Genomic DNA, 23,270 nt, shown 5'->3' with positions numbered 1-23,270 from the left:
AATATGATATGCTGCAGGCTAAGCCTTATGTATTCTGGTTCGTAACAGGGAGCCAGGGATTATACGGGGAGGATGTACTGGCGCAAGTGGAGGAGAACTCCCGGACAATGGTTGCCGAGTTAAACCGCGAAGGAGGCCTTCCGTATCCGGTAGAATTCCGGGAAACAGTCACAGCTCCGGAAGCGATTCTGCGGGTTTGTCTTGAAGCGAATTCCAGCGGAACCTGTGCGGGGGTAATCACCTGGATGCACACCTTCTCACCGGCCAAAATGTGGATCTCGGGGCTGACCCAGCTGCGCAAGCCGCTGTTGCATCTGCATACCCAGTTCAATGTCGAGATTCCTTGGGACAGTATAGACATGGAATTTATGAACCTCAATCAGGCGGCGCACGGCGACCGTGAGTTCGGGTTCATCGGTGCCCGCCTGCGGATGCCGAGGAAGATTATTGCCGGCCACTGGAAGGATGAAGAGGTGCGTGCAAGAATCGGAGGGTGGATGAAGACGGCAGCGGGCTATACCGGGAGCCAGACGATGAGGATCGCAAGGTTCGGCGACAACATGCGTGATGTTGCAGTTACAGAAGGCGATAAGGTGGAGGCGCAAATCAAGTTAGGATGGACGGTCAACGGTTATCCGGCCGGCGATCTGGCTGAACGGGTTCGGAGTGTAAGCGAAGCCAGGCTGCGCCAGCTTATGGATGAATACGCCGAATTGTACGACTTTACGGATCAGGGACGTACGGATGGTGCTGAACGGGAAGCGATTCGTGAACAGGCGCGGATGGAGATTGCGCTGGGTGAATTTTTGGAGGAGGGCGGATATACAGCGTTCGTGACCAGCTTTCAGGACCTGCATGGCTTGAAGCAATTGCCTGGACTGGCGGCTCAGCGGCTGATGGCGGCAGGCTATGGCTTCGGCGGTGAAGGGGATTGGAAGACGGCTGCGCTGGTACGGATGATGAAGATTATGGCCGGTAACCAAGGCACCTCATTCATGGAGGATTACACCTATCATCTGCAAAAAGGCAATGAAATGGTACTGGGTTCACATATGCTGGAGGTCTGTCCGTCTCTGGCTGCCGACAGACCGAGAATTGAAGTGCATCCCTTGTTTGTAGGCGGCAAGGAGGCTCCGGCGCGGCTGATTTTTAACGGAGCAAGCGGCCCGGGAATCAATGTCACGCTGGTGGATATGGGCGACCGGTTCCGTCTGATCATCAATGAAGTGAATGCCGTGCGGAATGAACACAGCATGCCTCATCTGCCGGTAGCGCGCCTGCTCTGGCAACCGGAACCCTCCTTGACCGGGGCTTCGGAAGCCTGGATTCTGGCCGGCGGTGCACATCACTTCGCCTTTTCCTTCCATACCACAAGTGAACAGCTCCGGGATTGGGCGCGCATGGCAGGAATCGAGTGTCTCGTCATTGACGCCTCCAGCACTTTGGCTTCAATTGAAAATGAGCTGCGCTGGAATGACCTGTATTACCGGTTGAATCATTAGCCGGATAAATGCTTGATCACTCAAAGATCCGCTTCCTGCCACAATAGCAGGTGCGGGTCTTTTTGCTCCATCAATCGACAAGCGCATTGAATTGTAAGGCCGTCTACCCTATAATTAAAAACGTTATCCGGGCGCTTTAGCCCTTTAAACAGGAGGGATATCCATTATGAGCATTACCGTCAAAGATGTGCAGCATGTGGCCAAGCTGGCCCGCCTGCAATTAAGCCCGGAAGAAGAGGCTACCTTCACCGAACAAATGAATGCTATTTTACAATATGCCGAGAAGTTGAATGAGCTGGATACCGAGAACGTTCCGCCGACCACCCATGTGTTGCAGGTAAGCAATGTAATGCGTGACGATGTGGTCAAGGAGAGCCTGACCCAGGAGGCAGCTCTGCTTAACGCACCAGAAGACGAAGAAGGGCATTTCAAGGTTCCCGCTGTTCTGGAATAACCCCATACCTGAGAGGAGGAAGCAAGTTGAGCCTGTTTCAATACCGATTACCTGAATTACATAACATGCTGAACACCAAAGCGGTCTCGGTCAGTGAGCTGACCGAAGATTCACTATCCGTTATTACGGAGCGTGAGCGCAAGGTTCATGCCTTTTTGACACTGAATGAAGAGGGAGCCCGTGCCAAGGCACGCGAGCTTGATGACAAGCTGGCATCCGGGGCTTCACGCGGTCTGCTCTTCGGACTGCCTGCTGGTATTAAGGATAATATCGTGACCCAAGGTCTGCGCACCACCTGTGCCAGCCAATTTCTCACCAATTTCCAGCCGGTGTATGATGCGACCGTAGTCTCCAAGCTGCGTCAGGCTGATGCCGTCACTATGGGCAAGCTGAACATGGACGAGTTCGCCATGGGCGGGTCCAATGAGAATTCCAGCTTCGGCGCTGTACGCAATCCATGGGACCTTGAGCGTGTTCCAGGCGGTTCGAGCGGCGGTTCGGCAGCAGCGGTTGCAGCCGGGGAAGTATTCTTTACGCTCGGCTCCGACACAGGCGGCTCCATCCGCCAGCCCGCTTCTTATTGCGGAGTCGTTGGCCTTAAGCCGACTTACGGTCTCGTCTCCCGCTACGGGCTGGTCGCTTTTGCCTCCTCACTGGATCAGATCGGTCCGATTACCCGTACCGTGGAGGATTCCGCATACGTCCTGCAGGCAATTGCCGGTTACGATGCCCAGGATTCCACCTCAGCTAAGGTTAACATACCTGATTATCTGAACTCACTGACCGGCGACGTCTCGGGTCTGCGGATTGCCGTACCTAAGGAATACCTGGGTGAAGGTGTGGATGCCAAGGTCCGTGAATCGGTGCTCGTAGCGCTTAAAGTGCTGGAAGGCCTTGGCGCAGTATGGGAAGAGGTTTCCCTTCCGCATACGGAATACGCTGTAGCCGCTTATTATCTGCTCTCCTCCTCGGAGGCTTCCTCCAACCTGGCCCGTTTTGACGGTGTCCGTTACGGAGTGCGTGTGGATGATGGGGGCGGATTACTGGATTTGTACCATAATTCCCGCAGCCAGGGCTTCGGCCCTGAAGTCAAACGCCGGATTATGCTCGGCACCTACGCGCTCAGCTCCGGATATTATGATGCCTATTATTTGAAGGCACAGAAGGTCCGCACCTTGATTAAGCAGGATTTCGACGAAGTATTCCGCAAGTATGATGTTGTCATCGGGCCGACTGCGCCAACCACAGCCTTCAAGCTGGGCTCGCAGACCGAAGATCCGCTGACCATGTATCTGAATGATATCCTTACCATTCCTGTCAGCCTGGCCGGTATTCCTGCCATCAGCATTCCTTGCGGCTTCGCGGAAGGTCTGCCTGTCGGCCTGCAGATTATCGGCAAGGAGTTTGATGAGAGTACGGTACTGCGCGTTGCGCATGCCTTTGAACAACATACAGAGCATCACAAGGCCCGCCCGCAACTGTAGCTTGAAGTAGTTGACCACAAAACTTTTAAGGGATGAGATTATCTATGTCTAAATATGAAACGGTCATCGGGCTGGAAGTTCATGTGGAGCTTCATACCAAGTCCAAAATCTTCTGCGGCTGCTCCACTGAATTCGGCGCGCCGCCTAATACGCACACCTGTCCGGTCTGTCTCGGCCACCCCGGTGTACTGCCGGTGCTGAACCGCCAAGCGGTGGAGTATGCCATGAAAGCGGCAATGGCGCTTAACTGTACGATTGGAGATGTCAGCAAATTCGACCGCAAAAACTATTTTTACCCCGACTCTCCAAAAGCCTACCAGATCTCGCAATACGATCAGCCTATCGGCCTGGGCGGCTGGATTGATATTGAAGTGAACGGAGAGACCAAGCGGATCGGGATCACCCGCCTTCATCTGGAAGAGGACGCCGGTAAGCTGACTCATGTGGATGGAGGCTTCGCTTCCCTGGTTGACTTCAACCGTGTGGGGACGCCGCTGATTGAGATTGTGTCTGAGCCTGATCTGCGTTCGCCGGAGGAAGCGCGTGCTTACCTGGAGAAGATCCGCGCTATTATGCAGTACTGCGATGTGTCCGATGTGAAGATGGAGGAAGGCTCCATGCGTTGTGATGCCAACATCAGCCTGCGGCCGGCAGGCCAGGAAGAATTCGGTATCCGTGCGGAGCTGAAGAATATGAACTCCTTCCGCGGTGTGCTCCGTGGCCTTGAATATGAGCAGTTCCGCCAGGCGGAGATTCTGGATGACGGGGGAACTGTTGTACAGGAGACACGCCGCTGGGATGAAGCCGGAGGCAAGACCTTGTCCATGCGCGGCAAGGAGGAAGCCCATGATTACCGTTATTTCCCGGACCCGGATCTGATTGTGCTGCATATTGGGGAGGACTGGAAGGAAGCGATCCGCTCCACAATCCCTGAGCTGCCGGATGCCCGGCAGGCCCGGTACAGTGAGGAGTTTGGTCTGACTGCCTATGATGCCGGAGTGCTCACCTCCTCCAAGCCGCTTGCTGACTTCTTCGAGGGCAGTCTTGCCTTCACGCAGGATGCCAAGGCTGTCGCCAACTGGATGATGGGCGATCTGCTCGGTTATCTGAACAGCAACAATCTGGAATTATCCCAGGTGAAGATTACGCCGCAGGGACTGGGCGAGATGATCGGCCTGATTGCAGGCGGGACCATCAGCAGCAAAATCGCCAAAACGGTATTCAAAGAAATGCTGGAAAGCGGAAAGCTGCCGGCGGTAATTGTGGAAGAGCAAGGCCTCGTTCAGATCAGCGATGAAGGGGCGATCAAACGAATTGTTGAGGAAGTGGTCGCAGCCAATCCGCAATCGGTCGAAGATTACAAGGCAGGCAAGCAAAAAGCCATCGGCTTCCTTGTAGGACAGGTCATGAAGGCGAGCAAAGGGAAGGCTAACCCGGGGCTTGCGAACACTCTGCTCGCAGAAGTGCTGAACAGATAGACTGCTTTTGGGTAATAGATCATAGAATCTTGGGCACAGGGCTTGTCGGCAACGGCAGGCCCCTGTGCAGTATATAAGGGGAATGTACGGATGGATACAATCGTGAGACTGAACCTGCAGGATGAGTTCCTACTTGATGAGCTGTGGAGCCTTCAGCATAAGGCATACCGCCTGGAGGCGGAGATCATCGGGTTTCGTGACATACCGCCGCTGCTGGAGACGAGGGACATGCTCAGCCGGGTTACAGAGGATTTCTATGGCTGCTTCGATGAGACGGAGGAGCTGCTCGGTGCTGTTGCAGTTACCCAGGAGTCTCCCGGCAAGCTAACCGTTACCCGGATGATGGTCAGCCCGGACCATTTCCGCCAAGGCGTGGCCGGAAGACTATTAGAATTTATCTTTGCCCGTTATGCGGAGATGGAGCAGTTTATCGTATCTACGGGGAAGCTGAATCTTCCGGCAGTGACGCTCTATACCAAGCACGGGTTCATTCCTGTGGGGTCCGAAGAGGTGGTTCCGGGAGTAGAGCTGCTGGAATTCCACCGGACAGGCAGGCTGAAATGACAAGTGCATCCCATTTTAGAAAGGAGGAGTACCGAGAATGAATTCCGGTTATCAGAATCATGAGGAGCTTCCCGTACGGGAGGAAGAGAACGGGGCAGGCATGCCGCTGTCTGAAGCAGACGGAGAATTGAAGGCCCCCTACATCCCTCCCCGTCCCAAGCGCCGTCCGCGCAAACGTAAATTTATAGCCGGCCTGCTTGCTGCAGTGCTTCCCGGCACGGGACACCTCTATCTCGGGCTGCTCCGCAAAGGGATTTCTGTCATTTTCCTTATTGTGCTGGATATTGTGGCACTGCTGTATTTCTCATCTATCGGGATGCAAATTAATGTACCGCTGCTGATTTTGCTGGGGCTGCTGATCCCGGTATTATACTTCTATAATGTGTTTGACGCGCTCCAGACTGCAGACCGGATTCTGCGTTATCCTGAAGAGCATGATCCTGAAGAGCTGGAGACCATGAGTGCCAGTACAACCTCAAGACGCCGGGTAAGGATCAGCGAGCCGGGGATCTCCTTTGGCCTCCTGCTGCTTATCGGCGGGGCGCTGCTCTTTCTTTTCCAGCAAAGGCCACCCTGGCTTCGGGAATTTATTGAGACCTCTGCCGGTGCTGCCGCCTCCGTGGTGCTGATAGGACTTGGCTTGCTTATGGGAATCAGAGAAATGGCCAGGGACTCCATAGCGCGTCAGGACAAGGAGCGTAAGAAACGGCGGATCGGCAGATATACGGCCTCAGTAACGCTGGCTGCTGTCGGAATCCTGCTTCTTCTGGACTGGCGCGATGGAACAGATTATATGATGCTGCTGCTCAAATGGTGGCCCATCATTCCGGTATTATGGGGAGTAGAGTATCTGCTGATCTATATTCTTTTCCGCCGGCTGAAGCAGAATGGTACGGCTGGAAGAGCGCGGATGGATCTGCGGGGATTGTTCTCTGCGGTAATACTGGCTGCCTGTGTGTTTATCGTAACCGAGCAGGAGCACTATCTGCATTTGTGGAATAAGGTGAGTCTTAACCTGACCGTGGCGGCGGTCGATTACGGGGAAGCGGAAGGAAGCTCTTATACGAAGGCTCCGGTAATGGTGCCGGTCGAACTGAACACCTCCAAGGTCAATATTGACGCTATTAATGGAGACATTCTCATTCACCGGGCTGCTGTGGAGGATATCGAGATTACGGCAACCGTATGGGTGGACCAGTTGGACGGGGTACTGGCTGAATCCATAGCCGATCAGTCTTTTGTCGAGGTGACAGAGGGCACAACGATCAAGATTACACCCCAGAGTAAGGCGTACGGTGAATCCGGCAAACGCCAGCCGCGGATCAACCTCGATATCTCCCTGCCGGAAGACCGGCGGTTTGACTTGAATGTCCGTACAATGAATGGCGGAATTACCCTGCAGAATGTAGAAGCTATTGCCGACATCTCGCTGGAGACCGGGAACGGGGAGCTGATCCTGCACCGCATTTACGGCAATGTAAAAGGTAAAACCTTAAACGGAGCGGTGCGTGCCAGAGATGTCCTGGGCAATGTGGAGCTGGGGACAAGCGGAGGCGATATGGGGGCTTGGGACGTCAGAGGCGCCCTGAAGCTGTCAACGGCGGTCGGCAACATCACGGCATATGACAGCGGGGATGCGCTGGATCTGTCCACAAAGAACGGCAATGTGGAGGTCTCCGGAGCGAGAGCCAAGCTGCATGCCGAATCGCTGAATGGCCGGATCAGCATCCGCTCCGGGGATTTCGGGGGAGACTGGGATATTTACAGTGCGGTGGGGGATATTGAACTGTTTCTGCCGCTAACGGGTAATTATACGGTGGAGGGCTCCAGCGGCTATGGAGATATCGTAACAGACCTGCCAGGACTCGTGATTGATAAAAAAGTGCTTTCCGGCCAGATCGGAACCGGCGAATTCAAGCTGCGGGTAGACGGAAACAGCAATTTAAATGTGAGCAAATATTGAAATAAGGAATATTTATTATATAATAATAAATATAATGTAATGACTTCATTGACAACGTAGAAAGCAGAGTCATACAATTACATTAGAATTATTATTAAGTTGTATAATCAAAGGCGGTGGCATGGATGGGTAGTGGCGTACAGCATGCATTGGAGCAACTCAAGACAACCGGTGTCCGTATTACGCCTCAGCGTCATGCGATTCTAACGTATCTGATGGAAGCGATGAATCATCCTACGGCAGACGACATCTACCGGGCGCTTGAGCCTCAGTTTCCGAGCATGAGTGTGGCAACTGTGTATAACAATCTTAAGATGTTCATGGAAGCAGGTATGGTCCGTGAGCTGACCTACGGTGATAATTCCAGCCGTTTCGACGCCAATGTATCTGATCATTATCATGTTATCTGCCAGGAATGCGGTAAGATTGAGGATTTCAGCTATTCTACTCTTCATGAAGTAGAGCGGCAGGCCGAACAGGCCACAGGCTTTAAGATTCATGGATTGCGTATGGAGCTGTACGGTGTATGCAAAGGCTGCGGCGAGAAGCAGCACTGAATGGAATAATATTTATAAACGTGTAGGGTCCGAGAGCGGATTCTGCACGTTTTTTTGTATAGATAGAGAATCAAGCTGTTACAAAAATACAAACCTTCCAAGAGATTCGCGCAACCAAGCTCGCCTGCATGGCGTATACTTAACAGAAGTGTTGCCTGCTTTTAAAATTCAACGAACGGTTTGGAGGACCTATTTTGGACAGAAGACAGAGACAAAGACGCGTCACGAAGCGTGGAAGTCTTACTCGCCGCTTATTGGGACTTGTCATCATAGCCGCCGCAGCCTTTTGGGTTGTTTATTATGTACTGCCGAACCGCCAGCATCTGGACCCGGACTGGAAGGGCCTGGACAAGCCGATTTTTGTGAAGGGACAGCTTACCGGCTATTCAGCATCGGGCACAGGGGACGGACTGCTTTTACCGCTGCCTTTTTTGCAGGAATATGTAGATCCTTCTATCCGCTATGAAAAAGAGAGCAAATCAGTTATCCTCTCAACGGACAGCAGTCTGTTGTACATGCAGGAGGAATCCAAGGCCGCAGCTCTGAACAATGAACCTCTGCAGCTTCGCCTTGCTCCCGAGGTTAAAGATAAAGTGACCTATCTTCCGGCAGATACACTGGAGAATCTGTACGGCTTCGAGATCGAAGAGGATACAGCTACTGGTGCGGTGCTGCTTATGACTGCGGGAGAATCGGTGCCGCTTGGCAAGGTGAAGGGCAAAGAAGGCGGCAAAACGAAAGCCCTGCGCAGTGAACCCTCGGTGCATGCACCGATTTTTGCAGATATGAATCCTGGGGATGTCGTACGAATCTGGAATACGGACACCAAGGACTGGGTATACGCCCAGCTTGATAACGGTTATTCGGGCTACGCCCAGGCGGATGATATTACCGAAGACGGTACCCGAACGGTAGAAAAAAAGCCCGAAACACCTACACGAGCTGAACGCAGCTGGAAGGGCAAGCCGGTTAACATGTTCTGGGAAGCCGTGTACGAACGCAAGCCGAACCCGGCCAAATTTGCAGCCTTGCCTGGAATTAACGTGGTTAGCCCCACCTGGTTCAGTATTATTGATGTGAAGGGGAATGTACGCAGCCAGGCGGACCGCTCTTATGTGGATTGGGCGCATAATCATGGTATGGAAGTATGGGGGCTGCTGAGCAACAGCTTTGAACCAGACTTGACTACTGGAGCCTTATCTACGTACGACAATCGGATGAATGCCATTGTGCAGATGCTTAAGTATGCAGACCTGTATAACTTAGACGGGATTAATATCGACTTCGAGAATGTGTACACCAAGGATGGACCGAACGTAACCCAGTTCATGCGGGAACTGAAGCCGATGGCCCAGAGCCGGAATCTGATTGTCTCTATTGACGTAACGCCGAAATCTAAGAGCGAGATGTGGTCCCTGTTCCTCGACCGTCCGGCGCTTGCCGCCGTATCCGACTTCCTGGTTGTAATGGCCTACGATGAGCACTGGGCAGCCAGTCCGGTTGCGGGATCAGTAGCCTCTCTACCATGGGTTAAGACCTCTATGAACCGGATTATCGAGGAGGATAAGGTGCCGTCAGAGAAGCTGATTCTGGGAGTGCCGCTCTATACGCGGATCTGGACGGAAGCCACCGAGAAGGGCAAGACCAAAGTAAGCTCCAAGGCCGTCAGCATGAATGCGGTCAAGGAGATCATTGCCGAGAAGAAGCTGACACCGGTATTCGATAAGGAAGCCGGACAGAACTACGTGGAGTATAAGGAAGATGATGTTCTCCGCAAAATCTGGATCGAGGACAGCACCTCGCTCACAGCCAGGGTAGAGCTGGCCCAGTCCTTGAAGCTGGGCGGTGTGGCAGCCTGGAACCGGAGCTTCGCCAGTCCGGAGGCATGGGAAGCGTTGAAGGGAATTATTAAATAAGATGATTTCATTATAAAAAGGTGTTGTCCTACAGTGGACAACACCTTTTTTGGCAGACAATACTATTCTTACATTACCTTGTCTCTTAATAAATGCATAATGTCAGTAAGCGCTGCTTGCAGAGGATTAGTGTTTCAGTTGCTGGGCTTCAAGCTCTTCGGCAGTAATGGTAGCTTGTGCAGCGTCCATGGTGAGGATGGTATGGCAGAACATACAGCGGTCAGTTTTGCCCAGCATTTTGGTCAGCTTATGGCACTCCGGACATTCCACCTGAACCGCACTGGTGGAGAGCATGCCCGCCCAGAAATAAATAGCCAGACTGGCCATCATGGAGACGAGTCCAATGACAAGACCGACAGCAGCGACGACTTTTCCGGCAGATCCCCAGAATACAATGCCTGCGGTTCCCATGATCATGAGACCCATGCCCAGCATGGTCAGAAGCAATCCCCAGGTGCGAAAAGCATTGATTTTAGCCGATTTAAATTTCATGAGTATGATCTCCTAACTGAAATATAGTTCGGTTGTTCAGGAGGAACTGGCATGAATATGTAGAATAAGCTTATGTATAGAGATTATAACTGACGGACGCAAAATCGCCAAATTTGATGGAGGGAAGTATGGAACTGTCCAATTTGACCCTATTAAGCGGGGAGACATTTGAGGAGAATGTTCTGGGAGCCGTTGCTTGGCGGCAAAGAGGGGATGCCACGTTTCAAAGTGCACTGTTGCACGATTTTGATATGGTGGTCCTTCTGCTGCACGAGGAACAGGAGACGGAACGCATCATAACCCATAGCATTGCCGGTGATACGCGGACACAATCGGTACATGTAGGGCTGTCTGCACTGGAACGTGCTGTCATGGCCGGGGATAACAACGAGCTTCTGAGCAGCCTGATATCCGGAGAGGTACTCTGGGATCCGAAGGGAATCTTGGCGGAGATGCGCAAGCAGCTCATTCAGTTTGAGGGCCCGCTTAAAGAACGGGTGCTGTTTATGGAATTCGCCCGTTTTTTACATATGTATATTAAGTCCAAGCGTTACATTGAAGCAGGCTGTACCATGGATGCCTATAATTGCGTACTCATTGCCTTGTATCATTGGGCGCGCATTGAAGTGAGTGAAGCGGGGTATTTCCCGGAACCGGCAGTATGGGGACAGGTGAAAAGCCTGAACTCACCGGTCCATAAGCTATATGAAGAATTGACTATCAGCACAGAGACGCTGGACCAGAGAATCGAGCTTATCCTGCTTGCCTGTGAATTTGCCCTCATGTCAAAAATGGAGGATTGCTGTACCATGCTGCTTCATATCCTGGGCAGCCGTAAGGAGGCGTGGAGTATTAAGGAGCTTCTGCAGCATTCGGGGCTCAGCCCGCTCCAGGCAGAATTGCCGCTTGTGCTTCGCAAGCTGGTATCCCGTTCATTAATTCGGGAGATCGCCTCGTGGGCAGTGGATGCCGGAGATGGTCATGCCATTCGTTATACGCTCTAAAATTAACAAATCGCCAACTGACGGGAATAGCTCTATATAGATAGCATCAGCGGGAGAATGGAGAGGGTGAATGTACTCTCTTTTTTTATAGAATTTATATGTTTGGGCCCCCCGCAGAGTACCTGAGTCATCATCGAAGCTAAAGCCTCACTTTGTGGGGTTATTTTATTTGTCCGGGTTTGCAGAAGAGCCGAAGGGGAAGAGAATATTTAGGGTTGACTAGGGTGCAGTTCTTATGATAAATTATAACTCGTCCCTCTGACATAACGATGCGCAGTAATGCAGTCGTAAATCAGCCGAAAAAAGAAAATAAAAAAAAGGTTGACTAAAACGAGGACGCTGTGATATATTATAAAGGTCGCTGCTGAGACAAAAAACGGCGACGAAAGATGAACTTGATCTTTGAAAACTGAACAACGAGTGAGTATCGGAAATCACTTCGGTGAGATCCAAATTAGAGAATGTAAATTCTCGTCAGATGTTTCAAAATGAGCAATCGCTCTTTCTAAATACCAATTTGGAGAGTTTGATCCTGGCTCAGGACGAACGCTGGCGGCGTGCCTAATACATGCAAGTCGAGCGGAGTTTGAGAGGAAGCTTGCTTCCTTTCAAACTTAGCGGCGGACGGGTGAGTAACACGTAGGCAACCTGCCCTCAAGCCTGGGATAACTACCGGAAACGGTAGCTAATACCGGATAATTTCTTTCTTCTCCTGAGGAGAGAATGAAAGGCGGAGCAATCTGCTGCTTGGGGATGGGCCTGCGGCGCATTAGCTAGTTGGTGGGGTAACGGCCCACCAAGGCGACGATGCGTAGCCGACCTGAGAGGGTGAACGGCCACACTGGGACTGAGACACGGCCCAGACTCCTACGGGAGGCAGCAGTAGGGAATCTTCCGCAATGGGCGCAAGCCTGACGGAGCAACGCCGCGTGAGTGATGAAGGTTTTCGGATCGTAAAGCTCTGTTGCCAGGGAAGAACGTCCGGTAGAGTAACTGCTACCGGAGTGACGGTACCTGAGAAGAAAGCCCCGGCTAACTACGTGCCAGCAGCCGCGGTAATACGTAGGGGGCAAGCGTTGTCCGGAATTATTGGGCGTAAAGCGCGCGCAGGCGGTTATTTAAGTCTGGTGTTTAAACCTTGGGCTCAACCTGAGGTCGCACTGGAAACTGGGTGACTTGAGTACAGAAGAGGAAAGTGGAATTCCACGTGTAGCGGTGAAATGCGTAGATATGTGGAGGAACACCAGTGGCGAAGGCGACTTTCTGGGCTGTAACTGACGCTGAGGCGCGAAAGCGTGGGGAGCAAACAGGATTAGATACCCTGGTAGTCCACGCCGTAAACGATGAGTGCTAGGTGTTAGGGGTTTCGATACCCTTGGTGCCGAAGTTAACACAGTAAGCACTCCGCCTGGGGAGTACGGTCGCAAGACTGAAACTCAAAGGAATTGACGGGGACCCGCACAAGCAGTGGAGTATGTGGTTTAATTCGAAGCAACGCGAAGAACCTTACCAGGTCTTGACATCCAACTAACGAAGCAGAGATGCATCAGGTGCCCTTCGGGGAAAGTTGAGACAGGTGGTGCATGGTTGTCGTCAGCTCGTGTCGTGAGATGTTGGGTTAAGTCCCGCAACGAGCGCAACCCTTGACTTTAGTTGCCAGCAGGTTGAGCTGGGCACTCTAGAGTGACTGCCGGTGACAAACCGGAGGAAGGTGGGGATGACGTCAAATCATCATGCCCCTTATGACCTGGGCTACACACGTACTACAATGGCCGGTACAACGGGAAGCGAAGCCGCGAGGTGGAGCCAATCCCAGCAAAGCCGGTCTCAGTTCGGATTGCAGGCTGCAACTCGCCTGCATGAAGTCGGAATTGCTAGTAATCGCGGATCAGCATGCCGCGGTGAATACGTTCCCGGGTCTTGTACACACCGCCCGTCACACCACGAGAGTTTACAACACCCGAAGTCGGTGGGGTAACCCGCAAGGGAGCCAGCCGCCGAAGGTGGGGTAGATGATTGGGGTGAAGTCGTAACAAGGTAGCCGTATCGGAAGGTGCGGCTGGATCACCTCCTTTCTATGGAGAATCGTTTCCTGCAACGGAAACATTCAAATCGGAAGCTTCGCTTCCAAACCAATCAGGTTTAGGCCTGTTACTCACTCGTTGGTCAGTTTTGAGAGTTTAAGCTCTCATCTTTACCTTTGATCCTTGAAAACTGGATACCGAAACGAATTTGCGTTTTAGAACATCTTTTAGCTGAAACTTGTGTAAGCAAGTGGAAATAGTTATTAGTTGCTACCGTGATTTTCCTTAGGGAAAACACATTGGTTAAGCTACTAAGAGCACACGGAGGATGCCTAGGCGCCAGGAGCCGACGAAGGACGTGGCGAACAACGAAACTGCCTCGGGGAGCTGTAAGCAAGCTTTGATCCGGGGGTGTCCGAATGGGGAAACCCAGCTGTGGTAATTCGCAGTTACTCGTATCTGAATACATAGGATACGCAGAGGCAGACCAGGGGAACTGAAACATCTAAGTACCCTGAGGAAGAGAAAACAATAGTGATTCCGTCAGTAGCGGCGAGCGAACGCGGAACAGCCTAAACCAAGAGGCTTGCCTCTTGGGGTTGTGGGACGTCTCACATGGAGTTACAAAGGAATATGGTAGGCGAAGAGGTCTGGAAAGGCCCGCGATAGAGGTAAAAGCCCTGTAGCCGAAATGGTATTCTCTCCGAGACGGATCCCGAGTAGTGCGGGGCACGTGAAACCCCGTATGAATCCAGCAGGACCATCTGCTAAGGCTAAATACTACCTGGCGACCGATAGTGAAACAGTACCGTGAGGGAAAGGTGAAAAGCACCCCGGAAGGGGAGTGAAATAGAACCTGAAACCGTGTGCTTACAAAAAGTCAGAGCCCTTTCTATGGGTGATGGCGTGCCTTTTGTAGAATGAACCGGCGAGTTACGTTTAACATGCAAGGTTAAGGTGAGAAGCCGGAGCCGCAGCGAAAGCGAGTCTGAATAGGGCGATTTAGTATGTGGACGTAGACCCGAAACCGTGTGATCTACCCCTGTCCAGGGTGAAGGTGCGGTAACACGCACTGGAGGCCCGAACCCACGCATGTTGAAAAATGCGGGGATGAGGTGGGGGTAGCGGAGAAATTCCAATCGAACTCGGAGATAGCTGGTTCTCCCCGAAATAGCTTTAGGGCTAGCCTCGGTGAATGGAGTGGTGGAGGTAGAGCACTGATTGGGTGCGGGGCCCGCAAGGGTTACCAAGCTCAGTCAAACTCCGAATGCCATTTACTTCTTGCCGGGAGTCAGACAGTGAGTGCTAAGATCCATTGTCAAAAGGGAAACAGCCCAGACCATCAGCTAAGGTCCCCAAGTGTGTGTTAAGTGGGAAAGGATGTGGAGTTGCACAGACAACCAGGATGTTGGCTTAGAAGCAGCCACCATTGAAAGAGTGCGTAATAGCTCACTGGTCGAGTGACTCTGCGCCGAAAATGTAACGGGGCTAAACACACCACCGAAGCTATGGCTAGATACTTTGTATCTGGGGTAGGGGAGCGTTGTATATACGTTGAAGGTGTACCGTAAGGAGCGCTGGAGAGTATACAAGTGAGAATGCCGGTATGAGTAACGAAAAGATCAGTGAGAATCTGATCCGCCGAAAGCCCAAGGTTTCCTGAGGAAGGCTCGTCCGCTCAGGGTAAGTCGGGACCTAAGGCGAGGCCGAAAGGCGTAGTCGAAGGACAACAGTTTGAAATTACTGTACCACCGTAATCCGCTATGAGCGATGGGGTGACGCAGGAGGGTAGTGACGCGGACTGATGGATGTCCGTCTAAGCAGTGAGGCTGGTGTGTAGGCAAATCCGCACACCGTAAGGCTGGGCTGTGATGGGGAGCGAAAATTACAGTAGCGAAGGTCATGATCTCACACTGCCAAGAAAAGCCTCTAGTCAGGAGAAGGTGCCCGTACCGCAAACCGACACAGGTAGGCGAGAAGAGAATTCTAAGGCGCGCGGAAGAACTCTCGTTAAGGAACTCGGCAAAATGACCCCGTAACTTCGGGAGAAGGGGTGCCTCGGTAGGGTGAATAGCCCGAGGGGGCCGCAGTGAAAAGGCCCAAGCGACTGTTTAGCAAAAACACAGGTCTGTGCGAAGCCGTAAGGCGAAGTATACGGGCTGACGCCTGCCCGGTGCTGGAAGGTTAAGGGGAGCGGTTAGGACTTAGTCCGAAGCTGTGAACCGAAGCCCCAGTAAACGGCGGCCGTAACTATAACGGTCCTAAGGTAGCGAAATTCCTTGTCAGGTAAATTCTGACCCGCACGAATGGCGTAACGACTTGGGCGCTGTCTCAACGAGAGATCCGGTGAAATTTTAATACCTGTGAAGATGCAGGTTACCCGCGACAAGACGGAAAGACCCCATGGAGCTTTACTGCAGCTTGATATTGAATTTGGGTACGATCTGTACAGGATAGGTGGGAGCCGTGGAGGCAGGAGCGCAAGCTTCTGCGGAGGCGCCGTTGGGATACCACCCTGATCGTATCTAGGTTCTAACCTAGTGCCCTTATCGGGTACGGGGACCGTGTCAGGCGGGCAGTTTGACTGGGGCGGTCGCCTCCTAAAGAGTAACGGAGGCGTTCAAAGGTTCCCTCAGAATGGTTGGAAATCATTCGCAGAGTGCAAAGGCATAAGGGAGCTTGACTGCGAGACCTACAAGTCGAGCAGGGACGAAAGTCGGACTTAGTGATCCGGTGGTACCGCATGGAAGGGCCATCGCTCAACGGATAAAAGCTACCCTGGGGATAACAGGCTTATCTCCCCCAAGAGTCCACATCGACGGGGAGGTTTGGCACCTCGATGTCGGCTCATCGCATCCTGGGGCTGAAGTAGGTCCCAAGGGTTGGGCTGTTCGCCCATTAAAGCGGTACGCGAGCTGGGTTCAGAACGTCGTGAGACAGTTCGGTCCCTATCTGTCGTGGGCGCAGGAAATTTGAGAGGAGCTGTCCTTAGTACGAGAGGACCGGGATGGACGTACCGCTGGTGCATCAGTTGTTCCGCCAGGAGCATGGCTGAGTAGCTACGTACGGACGGGATAAGCGCTGAAAGCATCTAAGCGTGAAGCCCCCCTCAAGATGAGATTTCCCAGTATGTAAGACCCCTTGAAGACGACGAGGTAGATAGGTTGGAGGTGGAAGTGCAGCAATGCATGGAGCTGACCAATACTAATCGGTCGAGGGCTTATCCAAATTTCTAACACGCAGATTCGTTTCGGATTCAGTTTTCAGGTGATCAAGCCTGGTATGTATATTCCCTGATAGCTCAGTTGGTAGAGCACTCGACTGTTAATCGAGTTGTCACAGGTTCGAGTCCTGTTCGGGGAGCCATATGGAGAGGTGTCCGAGTTTGGCCGAAGGAGCACGATTGGAAATCGTGTAGGCGCCACAAGCGTCTCGAGGGTTCGAATCCCTCTCTCTCCGTAGCAATACTTCATTGAATAGGGATGAGAACCCTCAGTGGTTCGTTGGAGCATAGGCTTCGTTAGCACTGCTTCGCAATCTCGTAACGAAGTGAAGAGTATCCCTCTCTCCGTAGCAATACTTTTACACAGCATGGCTCGTTGGTCAAGGGGTTAAGACACCTCCCTTTCACGGAGGTAACATGGGTTCGAATCCCATACGAGTCATATATGGAGGCTTAGCTCAGCTGGGAGAGCATCTGCCTTACAAGCAGAGGGTCGGGGGTTCGAACCCCTCAGCCTCCACCATCTATCTTAACTGAATAGATTTTGTACAATGACGCGGGGTGGAGCAGCCCGGTAGCTCGTCGGGCTCATAACCCGAAGGCCGCAGGTTCAAATCCTGCCCCCGCAACCAATCTCCATAAAGTACCAAACATGGAACCGTGGTGTAGTTGGCCTAACATGCCTGCCTGTCACGCAGGAGACCGCGGGTTCGAATCCCGTCGGTTCCGCCATCTTTACAGAATCATTTTTATGGCTCGGTAGCTCAGTCGGTAGAGCAAAGGACTGAAAATCCTTGTGTCGGGGGTTCGATTCCCTCCCGCGCCACCATACACAACTTAATATGCCGGTGTAGCTCAATTGGTAGAGCAACTGACTTGTAATCAGTAGGTTGGGGGTTCAAGTCCTCTCGCCGGCACCATACCGTGGAGGCTTAGCGAAGTGGCCAAACGCATCAGACTGTAAATCTGCTCACGTACGTGTTCGGTGGTTCGAATCCATCAGCCTCCACCATTTTTTAGGGGCATAGTTTAAAGGTAGAACAACGGTCTCCAAAACCGTTGGTGTGGGTTCAATTCCTGCTGCCCCTGCCAAGTAATTTCATATAAAAGAATCATATGGCGACCGTGGCGAAGGGGTTAACGCACCGGATTGTGGTTCCGGCATTCGTGGGTTCGAGACCCATCGGTCGCCCCATTTCTTTTATAAGAATTACATAGCAATACAACTTAAAAGCTTCACATGGCGACCGTGGCGAAGGGGTTAACGCACCGGATTGTGGTTCCGGCATTCGTGGGTTCGAGACCCATCGGTCGCCCCATTTTCTTTCAAAAAATATATTGGGGATTAGCCAAGCGGTAAGGCAACGGACTTTGACTCCGTCATTCATAGGTTCGATTCCTATATCCCCAGCCATTATATGCGGACGTGGCTCAGCGGTAGAGCATCGCCTTGCCAAGGCGAGGGTCGCGGGTTCGATTCCCGTCGTCCGCTCCATTTCATGTGGTGCCATAGCCAAGTGGTAAGGCAAAGCTCTGCAAAAGCTTTATCCCCAGTTCAAATCTGGGTGGCACCTCCATTTTAAATATTTGCCGGCGTGGCGGAATGGCAGACGCGCTCGACTCAAAATCGAGTGGGAAACCGTGGAGGTTCGAGTCCTCTCGCCGGTATTACGCTAAAAGAGTTCATCAGAGATATTCTCTGGTGGGCTTTTTTATTGTGTGTATACCTAGAGGCACGCATTATCTGTTATATCGGCACATGAACAAGACTGAGGCGCCAGCATCGTTCATTTGCAGGATGATTATGTTCTTTGAGCTTTCGTACCTTATCCCATATGTATCTGAGAACAAGACAGGCCCTGTGTATCTTACTACACAGGGCCTGTTTCTTTTAATTTATATGTCATCTGCTTATATGTTAAGTCGTTTATATCATGAACTTACTTCGTAGAACCCACAAATTGATTTCTGGCCGCCCCAAGACCAATGATACCGAGTAGGGCAGAAGCGCCAACCAAGATCAGGAGTGGAGCACTCCAACTATGAGTGGCGTCATGCAAGTAACCTATCAGCGCCGGGCCGATGGCTGCCAGCAGATATCCTATGGATTGGGCCATGCCCGATAGTTCCGCCGCCTGATGGGCACTTTGAGTGCGTAAACCGAAAAACATCATAGATAAGCCAAAGGCAAAGCCCGCTCCAATTCCAAGAATAATCACCCACAACAGAAGCAGTTGGACACTGCTATAGAGAAGCCCAAGTGTTCCGATCAAAAGTAGGATTGTTGTAATAACCACCAAGGACCGCTGGTTAGACATACGCCCTGCCATAACAGGAACGATAAAGGCAAAGGGGAGGGACGCCATAATCAGAACCGATAGAAACCAGCCGGATTGACTCGAACTGATGCCTTGTTCTTTTAGGATTTCAGGCAGCCAGGCAACCAGCACATAGAAAATGGCTGATTGTATTCCCATAAAGAGAGTCACCTGCCAGGCTAATGGGGAGCGCCATATTTTAACCTGATGGTTCTTATCTGTGCTGCTACCAATAATGGCGGGGTTCGTTGGAGTCTTGAGCAGCGGTATCCAAAAGAGAATAGAGATGAAGCTAAGTATTCCCCATACTCCAAGGGCACCTTGCCAGTTCATACCTGCTCCCACAGCTAAGGGAATACTAATACCGGAAGCAATTGCCCCGCATAGATTCATGGAAACCGAATAGACCCCTGTCATAGTCCCCATTTGCTGCGGAAATTCCCGTTTAATCAGACTGGGAAGTAATACATTACATATAGTAATAGCAAATCCCAGAATTGCAGTTCCAACATATAAAGTCGCTGCTCCGGATAACGACCGAACAGCAATACCGATGACTAAAAAAATAAGAGAAATCAGGATAATTCGTTCTATACCATATTTATGTCCTAATTTGGGTACAAAAGGTGATAATAGGGCAAATGCAATTAGTGGAACTGTAGTAATCAGGCCTGCTAAAGTATTAGAAATATGCACGTTGTCCCGAATAAGACTGACCAAGGGTCCCACTGAGGTGAGGGGTGCGCGCAAATTCGCTGCGATAAAAATAATTCCTATGATCATGAACCAGAGTGTCGCTTGCTTCCGAATACCGGTATTGGATATTCCATCTTGCTTGTTTAACAATTGTTCTGGTGAACTCATAGATGTGCCTCCTGTGTACGGGCTTTGTCAATGTATAAACGAACAGCCTCCTCCGCTTGATGACCATTCTGATCCGCAATGGCCTGATAGAGCAGGGCATGAGAGTCGATATAGAAATCCACGGTTTTGAGATCCTTCATTTCTAAAATCATGTTTTGCAGCGCCTCAGAAATATGATTGTATAAATTCGACATCAATTGATTATGTGAAGCGGCTATCACCATTTTGTGAAACTCCACGTCCCAGTGAGCATACGCTTCAAGATCTTGCTGGACGGCTGCTTGTCTGCACTGGTCAAGACATGTCCGAAGTGCCGCCAAATCTTCCTCGTCTCTCCTGAGCGCAGCCAGGGCAGCCGCCTCTCGTTCTAATGCATACCGGACCTCCAGGCTCTCAAACTTATCGGTATGCTCTATTACTTTTCTAATCACTGACCCTAAAACACTGGAGGAGCATACATAAGTCCCATCCCCTTGTCTGGTCTTGAGCAGACCCGCGTAGGTTAGAGCCCGAATTGCTTCCCTTAAGGTATTACGACTGACTTGAAGCTGCTCCATTAGCTCCGGCTCTGGAGGAATACGCGTCCCTACTTGCCATTCGCTGCTTTCGATCTTCTCTTGGATCTGGTAGGCCACCTGTTCCACCAAGGTTAAACGTTGAGTCTGAGCTAACAATTGTATCATTCCTTTACAAACGTAGGATGTTTGGTACTCTGGTTGATTATAGCAGATTCATTTCGGCTTGAAAAGATGAAAATGATATTGATTCTCAATATCATTCGTGCTAATATGATTTTGTTCAGTAGTGAACAAAAATAAAAAGCAATTGATTGCTGCCTTTGACCCTAGTCTGCATTAAGTACAAGAGAGGAGAGATTTGGCAAGTGGAATTTCAAAATCATTCTAAAGGTCACCTTTATGAGCAATATATCAGAATGCTGCATTTGAACGAATTATATACAGAACATGAAATTAATCTGTTTCGTGAGCAAGCCAAAAAGCTTCAGATCGATATGCTGTCCAATAATATTACCAGTGTGCATGTTATTGATTGCATTGGTGATCATGAGCCGATCAATCATACCGGAATTACCAAAAGAATGAATCTGTCCAAAGCAAGCATTACAAGTATTAGTTCCAAGCTGTTGGAAACAGGCTTCATTATGAAAAATCAACTAAATAACAACCGGAAGGAGATTTATTTTAGCTTAACGGATAAGGGAAGACAGGTATATCAACTGCATCAAAAGATGCATCAAGCGAAAGAAGACAACTTTTATCAGTTTATTGAATCTTATTCAGAGGCTGAGTTACAGACGATCGGGAAATTCATGAGTGATTTGTTGGCGCGCGCCGAAGAATACTCCGAGGGGAAGTTTAATGGAAATGAAGATATTTAATTCGAGACGGAAGGAAGCATCAGGAGATGAAGAAAAAAACTCGGGTCTCTCAGAATTAGAGCAAATTGCCAGTGAGAAAAGAAAGGTTCAATTTTACCTCAGATTGATGCTGGGATTAGGTTCAACCTGTGGTGTGATGGTACCCATAGAACCTTTTTTTACGACTTTAAATGAGCTTTCCGCTCAAGAGACTGCACTTTTACAAAAGGCAAAGGATCAATTAGAGCAATCAGAATGAGTAAGGAATAAGGAATGAAATGAATTGGAAAAAGAGCAGAGAAGCGGCCTTCAACAAAGAGGGACCGCTTCATTTTTTATGATTTATGATTCCTCGGAATAAAATGCTTTGGATACGGCCTCTGTGGCTTTATCAATAAAAACTGCAACCTTACCCGGGCTTTCCTTCAGACCGCTGCTCACCCACTTTTTAATAATAGCTATACTGCCATGAGCGGTGAACGTATACCAGGATTCAAATAATTGCGGATCAAAATATTTTAATTCCTGCTTCCAGCGCTCAATCGTTAGGTCGTGACTGATATATAGGATTCTTTCCAATAATTCTTTGTTGCCATGCTCCGAGAACAGAACCTCACATATCGTTTTATTCGCTTTTATATATTTACATAATTCATAAGAAAGCTTTTGAGGGCTTGCAGAACTAATCCCAAGTTGCTTAATTTCTTCATATAGATCATTTTCGATTGTTGAAAGAAGCTCAAACTGATTCGCATAGTGTGAATAAAAGGTGTTGCGGTTAATCCCTGCTTCGCTGCAAATGTCGGTCACGGTAACTTTATTGATAGACCGTTCTGTCATCAGCTTCAACAGGCTTTCTTTAATAACCATTTTTGTATATCTCACCCGGTGATCTGTTTTTTTGTCTGCCATCGTAACCTCCTAATTTAAAATAATAAAATGGTTAATGAACAAATCTAATATGATTTGTATGGTAACTAACATAATCCAAACGAACAGCCTGTTGTTTAACTAACATGGTGACATTATAATTTATTTAAACGTTCGATTCAAATTAAATTAATTGGAGGAAGAAAATGGGTAGTATAACTGTAGTGCCTGTATGGGTTATTCAAGACATTCTTGTCTTAATTGCTGCTGTCCTAATGGTGTTCTATATCCTTGATAAGGAAACACATCCCAAAACGGTTTTACTGCAATTTATAGGTTTTGTGTTCTTTTACGCCGCCGTTTTTGAAATTACTGCTTCATCGCTTGGGGAAGGGTTCTACGCCTATGGGCGCAGTATTTTAATGTTATTTAACATACCAATTACTGTCCCTATTATTGAGTTTCTGATCATCTATTCCACTTTGCGTGTTCTAAAGTCTGTAAATATACCGTCCTGGACGAAACCGTTTATTACGGGATTAAGTGCGATGGTGTTTGACTTTTCACTCGACCCGGTGGCCGTTAAACAGATTTTTGAGACCATGGATGGAACCATTGCAAGATGGAGTTATTATCCGCTGGCCGGTGAACCTCAAATCTATGGGGAACCGGTGATGAATTTTACAGGATGGATTTATATCGCGGGATATTGGACAGTCTTTATCCTGATCGGTGAATGGTGGCATAAGAAGAAAGGCTACAGTAAAACCGTGGGTTATATCTATCCGTTTTTGGCGTCCCTTGCGTCATTGGCTTGTATGTTCTCACCTTTATCCAACTTCTTTAATTACATGGGGCCGTTCTTCGCCAGGGAATCTAATATGCAATGGGTGATGTTGATTGCACTTTCTGTAATTACAATCGGAGTGTTAGCCTTGGCTTTCACAAAGTTCTGGGACCGGAAGGCTAATTATTCAATCACTCCCAAAAAAGATTTTCCGATCATGTTTACTTTCGTAGGATTCCCGCTGGTTAACACTATATTTTGTCTCATAGGAGGTTTCACGGAGGTATTGTGGCTGGTCGTTCTGGCTCAAATCGTATTATTGTTAGCCTGGATTGGAATTTATAAGATGGGTAAAAAAGCAAGCCCAATCGCGAGGTAGTAAAAAAACACCG

General features: G+C 50.1%; 16 protein-coding genes, 16 tRNA genes and 2 rRNA genes. 30 read left to right on the top strand and 4 right to left on the bottom strand.

Going from position 1 to position 23,270, the window contains the following annotated elements; translation table 11 throughout:
• The first annotated feature begins 8 nt into the window (after window positions 1-8).
• From araA to NSS83_RS14410, 8 genes are all read left to right on the top strand, one after another.
• A complete protein-coding gene (gene araA, locus NSS83_RS14445) occupies window positions 9-1,502 on the top strand; it encodes an L-arabinose isomerase (RefSeq protein WP_341348475.1) in 1,494 nt (497 codons plus the stop codon).
• 166 nt (window positions 1,503-1,668) lie between these two features.
• Window positions 1,669-1,956 carry an Asp-tRNA(Asn)/Glu-tRNA(Gln) amidotransferase subunit GatC gene (gene gatC, locus NSS83_RS14440; RefSeq protein WP_340751676.1) on the top strand — a complete coding sequence of 96 codons (288 nt, stop codon included), beginning with the start codon at window positions 1,669-1,671 and terminating at the stop codon, window positions 1,954-1,956.
• 26 nt (window positions 1,957-1,982) lie between these two features.
• On the top strand, window positions 1,983-3,440 hold the full coding sequence (gene gatA / locus NSS83_RS14435) for an Asp-tRNA(Asn)/Glu-tRNA(Gln) amidotransferase subunit GatA (protein WP_341348474.1): 1,458 nt from the start codon (window positions 1,983-1,985) through the stop codon (window positions 3,438-3,440).
• A gap of 32 nt (window positions 3,441-3,472) precedes the next feature.
• On the top strand, window positions 3,473-4,918 hold the full coding sequence (gatB, locus tag NSS83_RS14430) for an Asp-tRNA(Asn)/Glu-tRNA(Gln) amidotransferase subunit GatB (RefSeq protein WP_341183937.1): 1,446 nt from the start codon (window positions 3,473-3,475) through the stop codon (window positions 4,916-4,918).
• Window positions 4,919-5,008: 90 nt separating this feature from the next.
• Window positions 5,009-5,482, top strand: coding sequence for a GNAT family N-acetyltransferase (locus NSS83_RS14425; RefSeq protein ID WP_341183938.1), 474 nt, complete (start codon window positions 5,009-5,011; stop codon window positions 5,480-5,482).
• 37 nt (window positions 5,483-5,519) lie between these two features.
• Window positions 5,520-7,445, top strand: a complete 1,926-nt coding sequence (locus tag NSS83_RS14420) for a DUF4097 family beta strand repeat-containing protein (RefSeq protein ID WP_341183939.1) — start codon at window positions 5,520-5,522, stop codon at window positions 7,443-7,445.
• A gap of 125 nt (window positions 7,446-7,570) precedes the next feature.
• Complete coding sequence (locus tag NSS83_RS14415; RefSeq protein WP_209991891.1) at window positions 7,571-8,002, top strand: Fur family transcriptional regulator; 432 nt, start codon at window positions 7,571-7,573, stop codon at window positions 8,000-8,002.
• A 194-nt stretch (window positions 8,003-8,196) separates the two neighbouring features.
• Window positions 8,197-9,918, top strand: a complete 1,722-nt coding sequence (locus NSS83_RS14410; RefSeq protein WP_341348473.1) for a glycosyl hydrolase family 18 protein — start codon at window positions 8,197-8,199, stop codon at window positions 9,916-9,918.
• 126 nt (window positions 9,919-10,044) lie between these two features.
• Here NSS83_RS14410 and NSS83_RS14405 read toward each other — a convergent pair whose 3' ends face one another.
• Entirely contained in the window at window positions 10,045-10,410 is a 366-nt protein-coding gene (locus NSS83_RS14405; RefSeq protein ID WP_341183941.1) for a DUF2614 family zinc ribbon-containing protein, read from the bottom strand.
• Window positions 10,411-10,538: 128 nt separating this feature from the next.
• Between NSS83_RS14405 and NSS83_RS14400 the strand changes: the two genes are divergently transcribed.
• From NSS83_RS14400 to NSS83_RS14310, 19 genes are all read left to right on the top strand, one after another.
• The gene (locus tag NSS83_RS14400) at window positions 10,539-11,414 is read left to right on the top strand and encodes a nucleotidyltransferase-like protein (protein WP_341183942.1); all 876 of its coding nucleotides are present in this window, start codon (window positions 10,539-10,541) and stop codon (window positions 11,412-11,414) included.
• Window positions 11,415-11,928: 514 nt separating this feature from the next.
• Window positions 11,929-13,489, top strand: a 16S ribosomal RNA gene (locus NSS83_RS14395).
• 250 nt (window positions 13,490-13,739) lie between these two features.
• A 23S ribosomal RNA gene (locus tag NSS83_RS14390) occupies window positions 13,740-16,666 on the top strand.
• The 16S and 23S rRNA genes sit together here with 16 tRNA genes alongside, the layout of an rRNA operon.
• 62 nt (window positions 16,667-16,728) lie before the next feature.
• Window positions 16,729-16,804: transfer RNA gene (locus NSS83_RS14385), tRNA-Asn, on the top strand.
• Window positions 16,805-16,807: 3 nt separating this feature from the next.
• Window positions 16,808-16,897: transfer RNA gene (locus NSS83_RS14380), tRNA-Ser, on the top strand.
• 134 nt (window positions 16,898-17,031) lie between these two features.
• Window positions 17,032-17,103 (top strand) — tRNA-Glu (locus NSS83_RS14375).
• Between the two features lie 5 nt (window positions 17,104-17,108).
• Window positions 17,109-17,184, top strand: a tRNA-Val gene (locus NSS83_RS14370).
• Between the two features lie 32 nt (window positions 17,185-17,216).
• Window positions 17,217-17,293: transfer RNA gene (locus tag NSS83_RS14365), tRNA-Met, on the top strand.
• A gap of 22 nt (window positions 17,294-17,315) precedes the next feature.
• Window positions 17,316-17,393: transfer RNA gene (locus tag NSS83_RS14360), tRNA-Asp, on the top strand.
• 21 nt (window positions 17,394-17,414) lie between these two features.
• Window positions 17,415-17,490 (top strand) — tRNA-Phe (locus tag NSS83_RS14355).
• A 15-nt stretch (window positions 17,491-17,505) separates the two neighbouring features.
• Window positions 17,506-17,581, top strand: a tRNA-Thr gene (locus tag NSS83_RS14350).
• Between the two features lie 6 nt (window positions 17,582-17,587).
• Window positions 17,588-17,673 (top strand) — tRNA-Tyr (locus NSS83_RS14345).
• A 6-nt stretch (window positions 17,674-17,679) separates the two neighbouring features.
• Window positions 17,680-17,753: transfer RNA gene (locus NSS83_RS14340), tRNA-Trp, on the top strand.
• Window positions 17,754-17,780: 27 nt separating this feature from the next.
• Window positions 17,781-17,856 (top strand) — tRNA-His (locus NSS83_RS14335).
• Window positions 17,857-17,904: 48 nt separating this feature from the next.
• Window positions 17,905-17,980, top strand: a tRNA-His gene (locus NSS83_RS14330).
• Between the two features lie 20 nt (window positions 17,981-18,000).
• Window positions 18,001-18,075, top strand: a tRNA-Gln gene (locus NSS83_RS14325).
• A gap of 6 nt (window positions 18,076-18,081) precedes the next feature.
• A tRNA-Gly gene (locus NSS83_RS14320) sits at window positions 18,082-18,156 on the top strand.
• Between the two features lie 8 nt (window positions 18,157-18,164).
• Window positions 18,165-18,238 (top strand) — tRNA-Cys (locus tag NSS83_RS14315).
• Window positions 18,239-18,250: 12 nt separating this feature from the next.
• Window positions 18,251-18,329: transfer RNA gene (locus NSS83_RS14310), tRNA-Leu, on the top strand.
• Window positions 18,330-18,601: 272 nt separating this feature from the next.
• On the opposite strand, the gene NSS83_RS14305 is transcribed toward NSS83_RS14310, so the two are convergent.
• Both NSS83_RS14305 and NSS83_RS14300 read right to left on the bottom strand, forming a co-directional pair.
• Window positions 18,602-19,843, bottom strand: coding sequence for an MFS transporter (locus NSS83_RS14305; RefSeq protein WP_341183943.1), 1,242 nt, complete (start codon window positions 19,841-19,843; stop codon window positions 18,602-18,604).
• A complete protein-coding gene (locus NSS83_RS14300) occupies window positions 19,840-20,517 on the bottom strand; it encodes an FCD domain-containing protein (protein WP_341183944.1) in 678 nt (225 codons plus the stop codon). Before NSS83_RS14300 ends, NSS83_RS14305 begins: the two co-directional genes overlap by 4 nt.
• 209 nt (window positions 20,518-20,726) lie before the next feature.
• Here NSS83_RS14300 and NSS83_RS14295 point away from each other — a divergent pair, with 209 nt between their 5' ends.
• Window positions 20,727-21,242, top strand: coding sequence for a MarR family transcriptional regulator (locus NSS83_RS14295; RefSeq protein WP_341348472.1), 516 nt, complete (start codon window positions 20,727-20,729; stop codon window positions 21,240-21,242).
• Window positions 21,223-21,480 carry a hypothetical protein gene (locus NSS83_RS14290; protein WP_341183946.1) on the top strand — a complete coding sequence of 86 codons (258 nt, stop codon included), beginning with the start codon at window positions 21,223-21,225 and terminating at the stop codon, window positions 21,478-21,480. Before NSS83_RS14295 ends, NSS83_RS14290 begins: the two co-directional genes overlap by 20 nt.
• An 83-nt stretch (window positions 21,481-21,563) precedes the next feature.
• Here the strand turns inward: NSS83_RS14290 and NSS83_RS14285 are convergent, their stop codons facing one another.
• Window positions 21,564-22,133 (bottom strand): TetR/AcrR family transcriptional regulator, encoded by a 570-nt coding sequence (locus NSS83_RS14285; protein WP_341183947.1) that lies wholly within the window; start codon window positions 22,131-22,133, stop codon window positions 21,564-21,566.
• A gap of 164 nt (window positions 22,134-22,297) precedes the next feature.
• Between NSS83_RS14285 and NSS83_RS14280 the strand changes: the two genes are divergently transcribed.
• Window positions 22,298-23,257, top strand: coding sequence for a carotenoid biosynthesis protein (locus NSS83_RS14280; protein WP_341183948.1), 960 nt, complete (start codon window positions 22,298-22,300; stop codon window positions 23,255-23,257).
• Window positions 23,258-23,270 lie beyond the last annotated feature (13 nt).

It is taken from the genome of Paenibacillus sp. FSL H3-0469, from assembly GCF_038051945.1.
GTDB lineage: Bacteria > Bacillota > Bacilli > Paenibacillales > Paenibacillaceae > Paenibacillus_AQ.
This window is presented reverse-complemented; position numbering and strand designations above follow the sequence as displayed.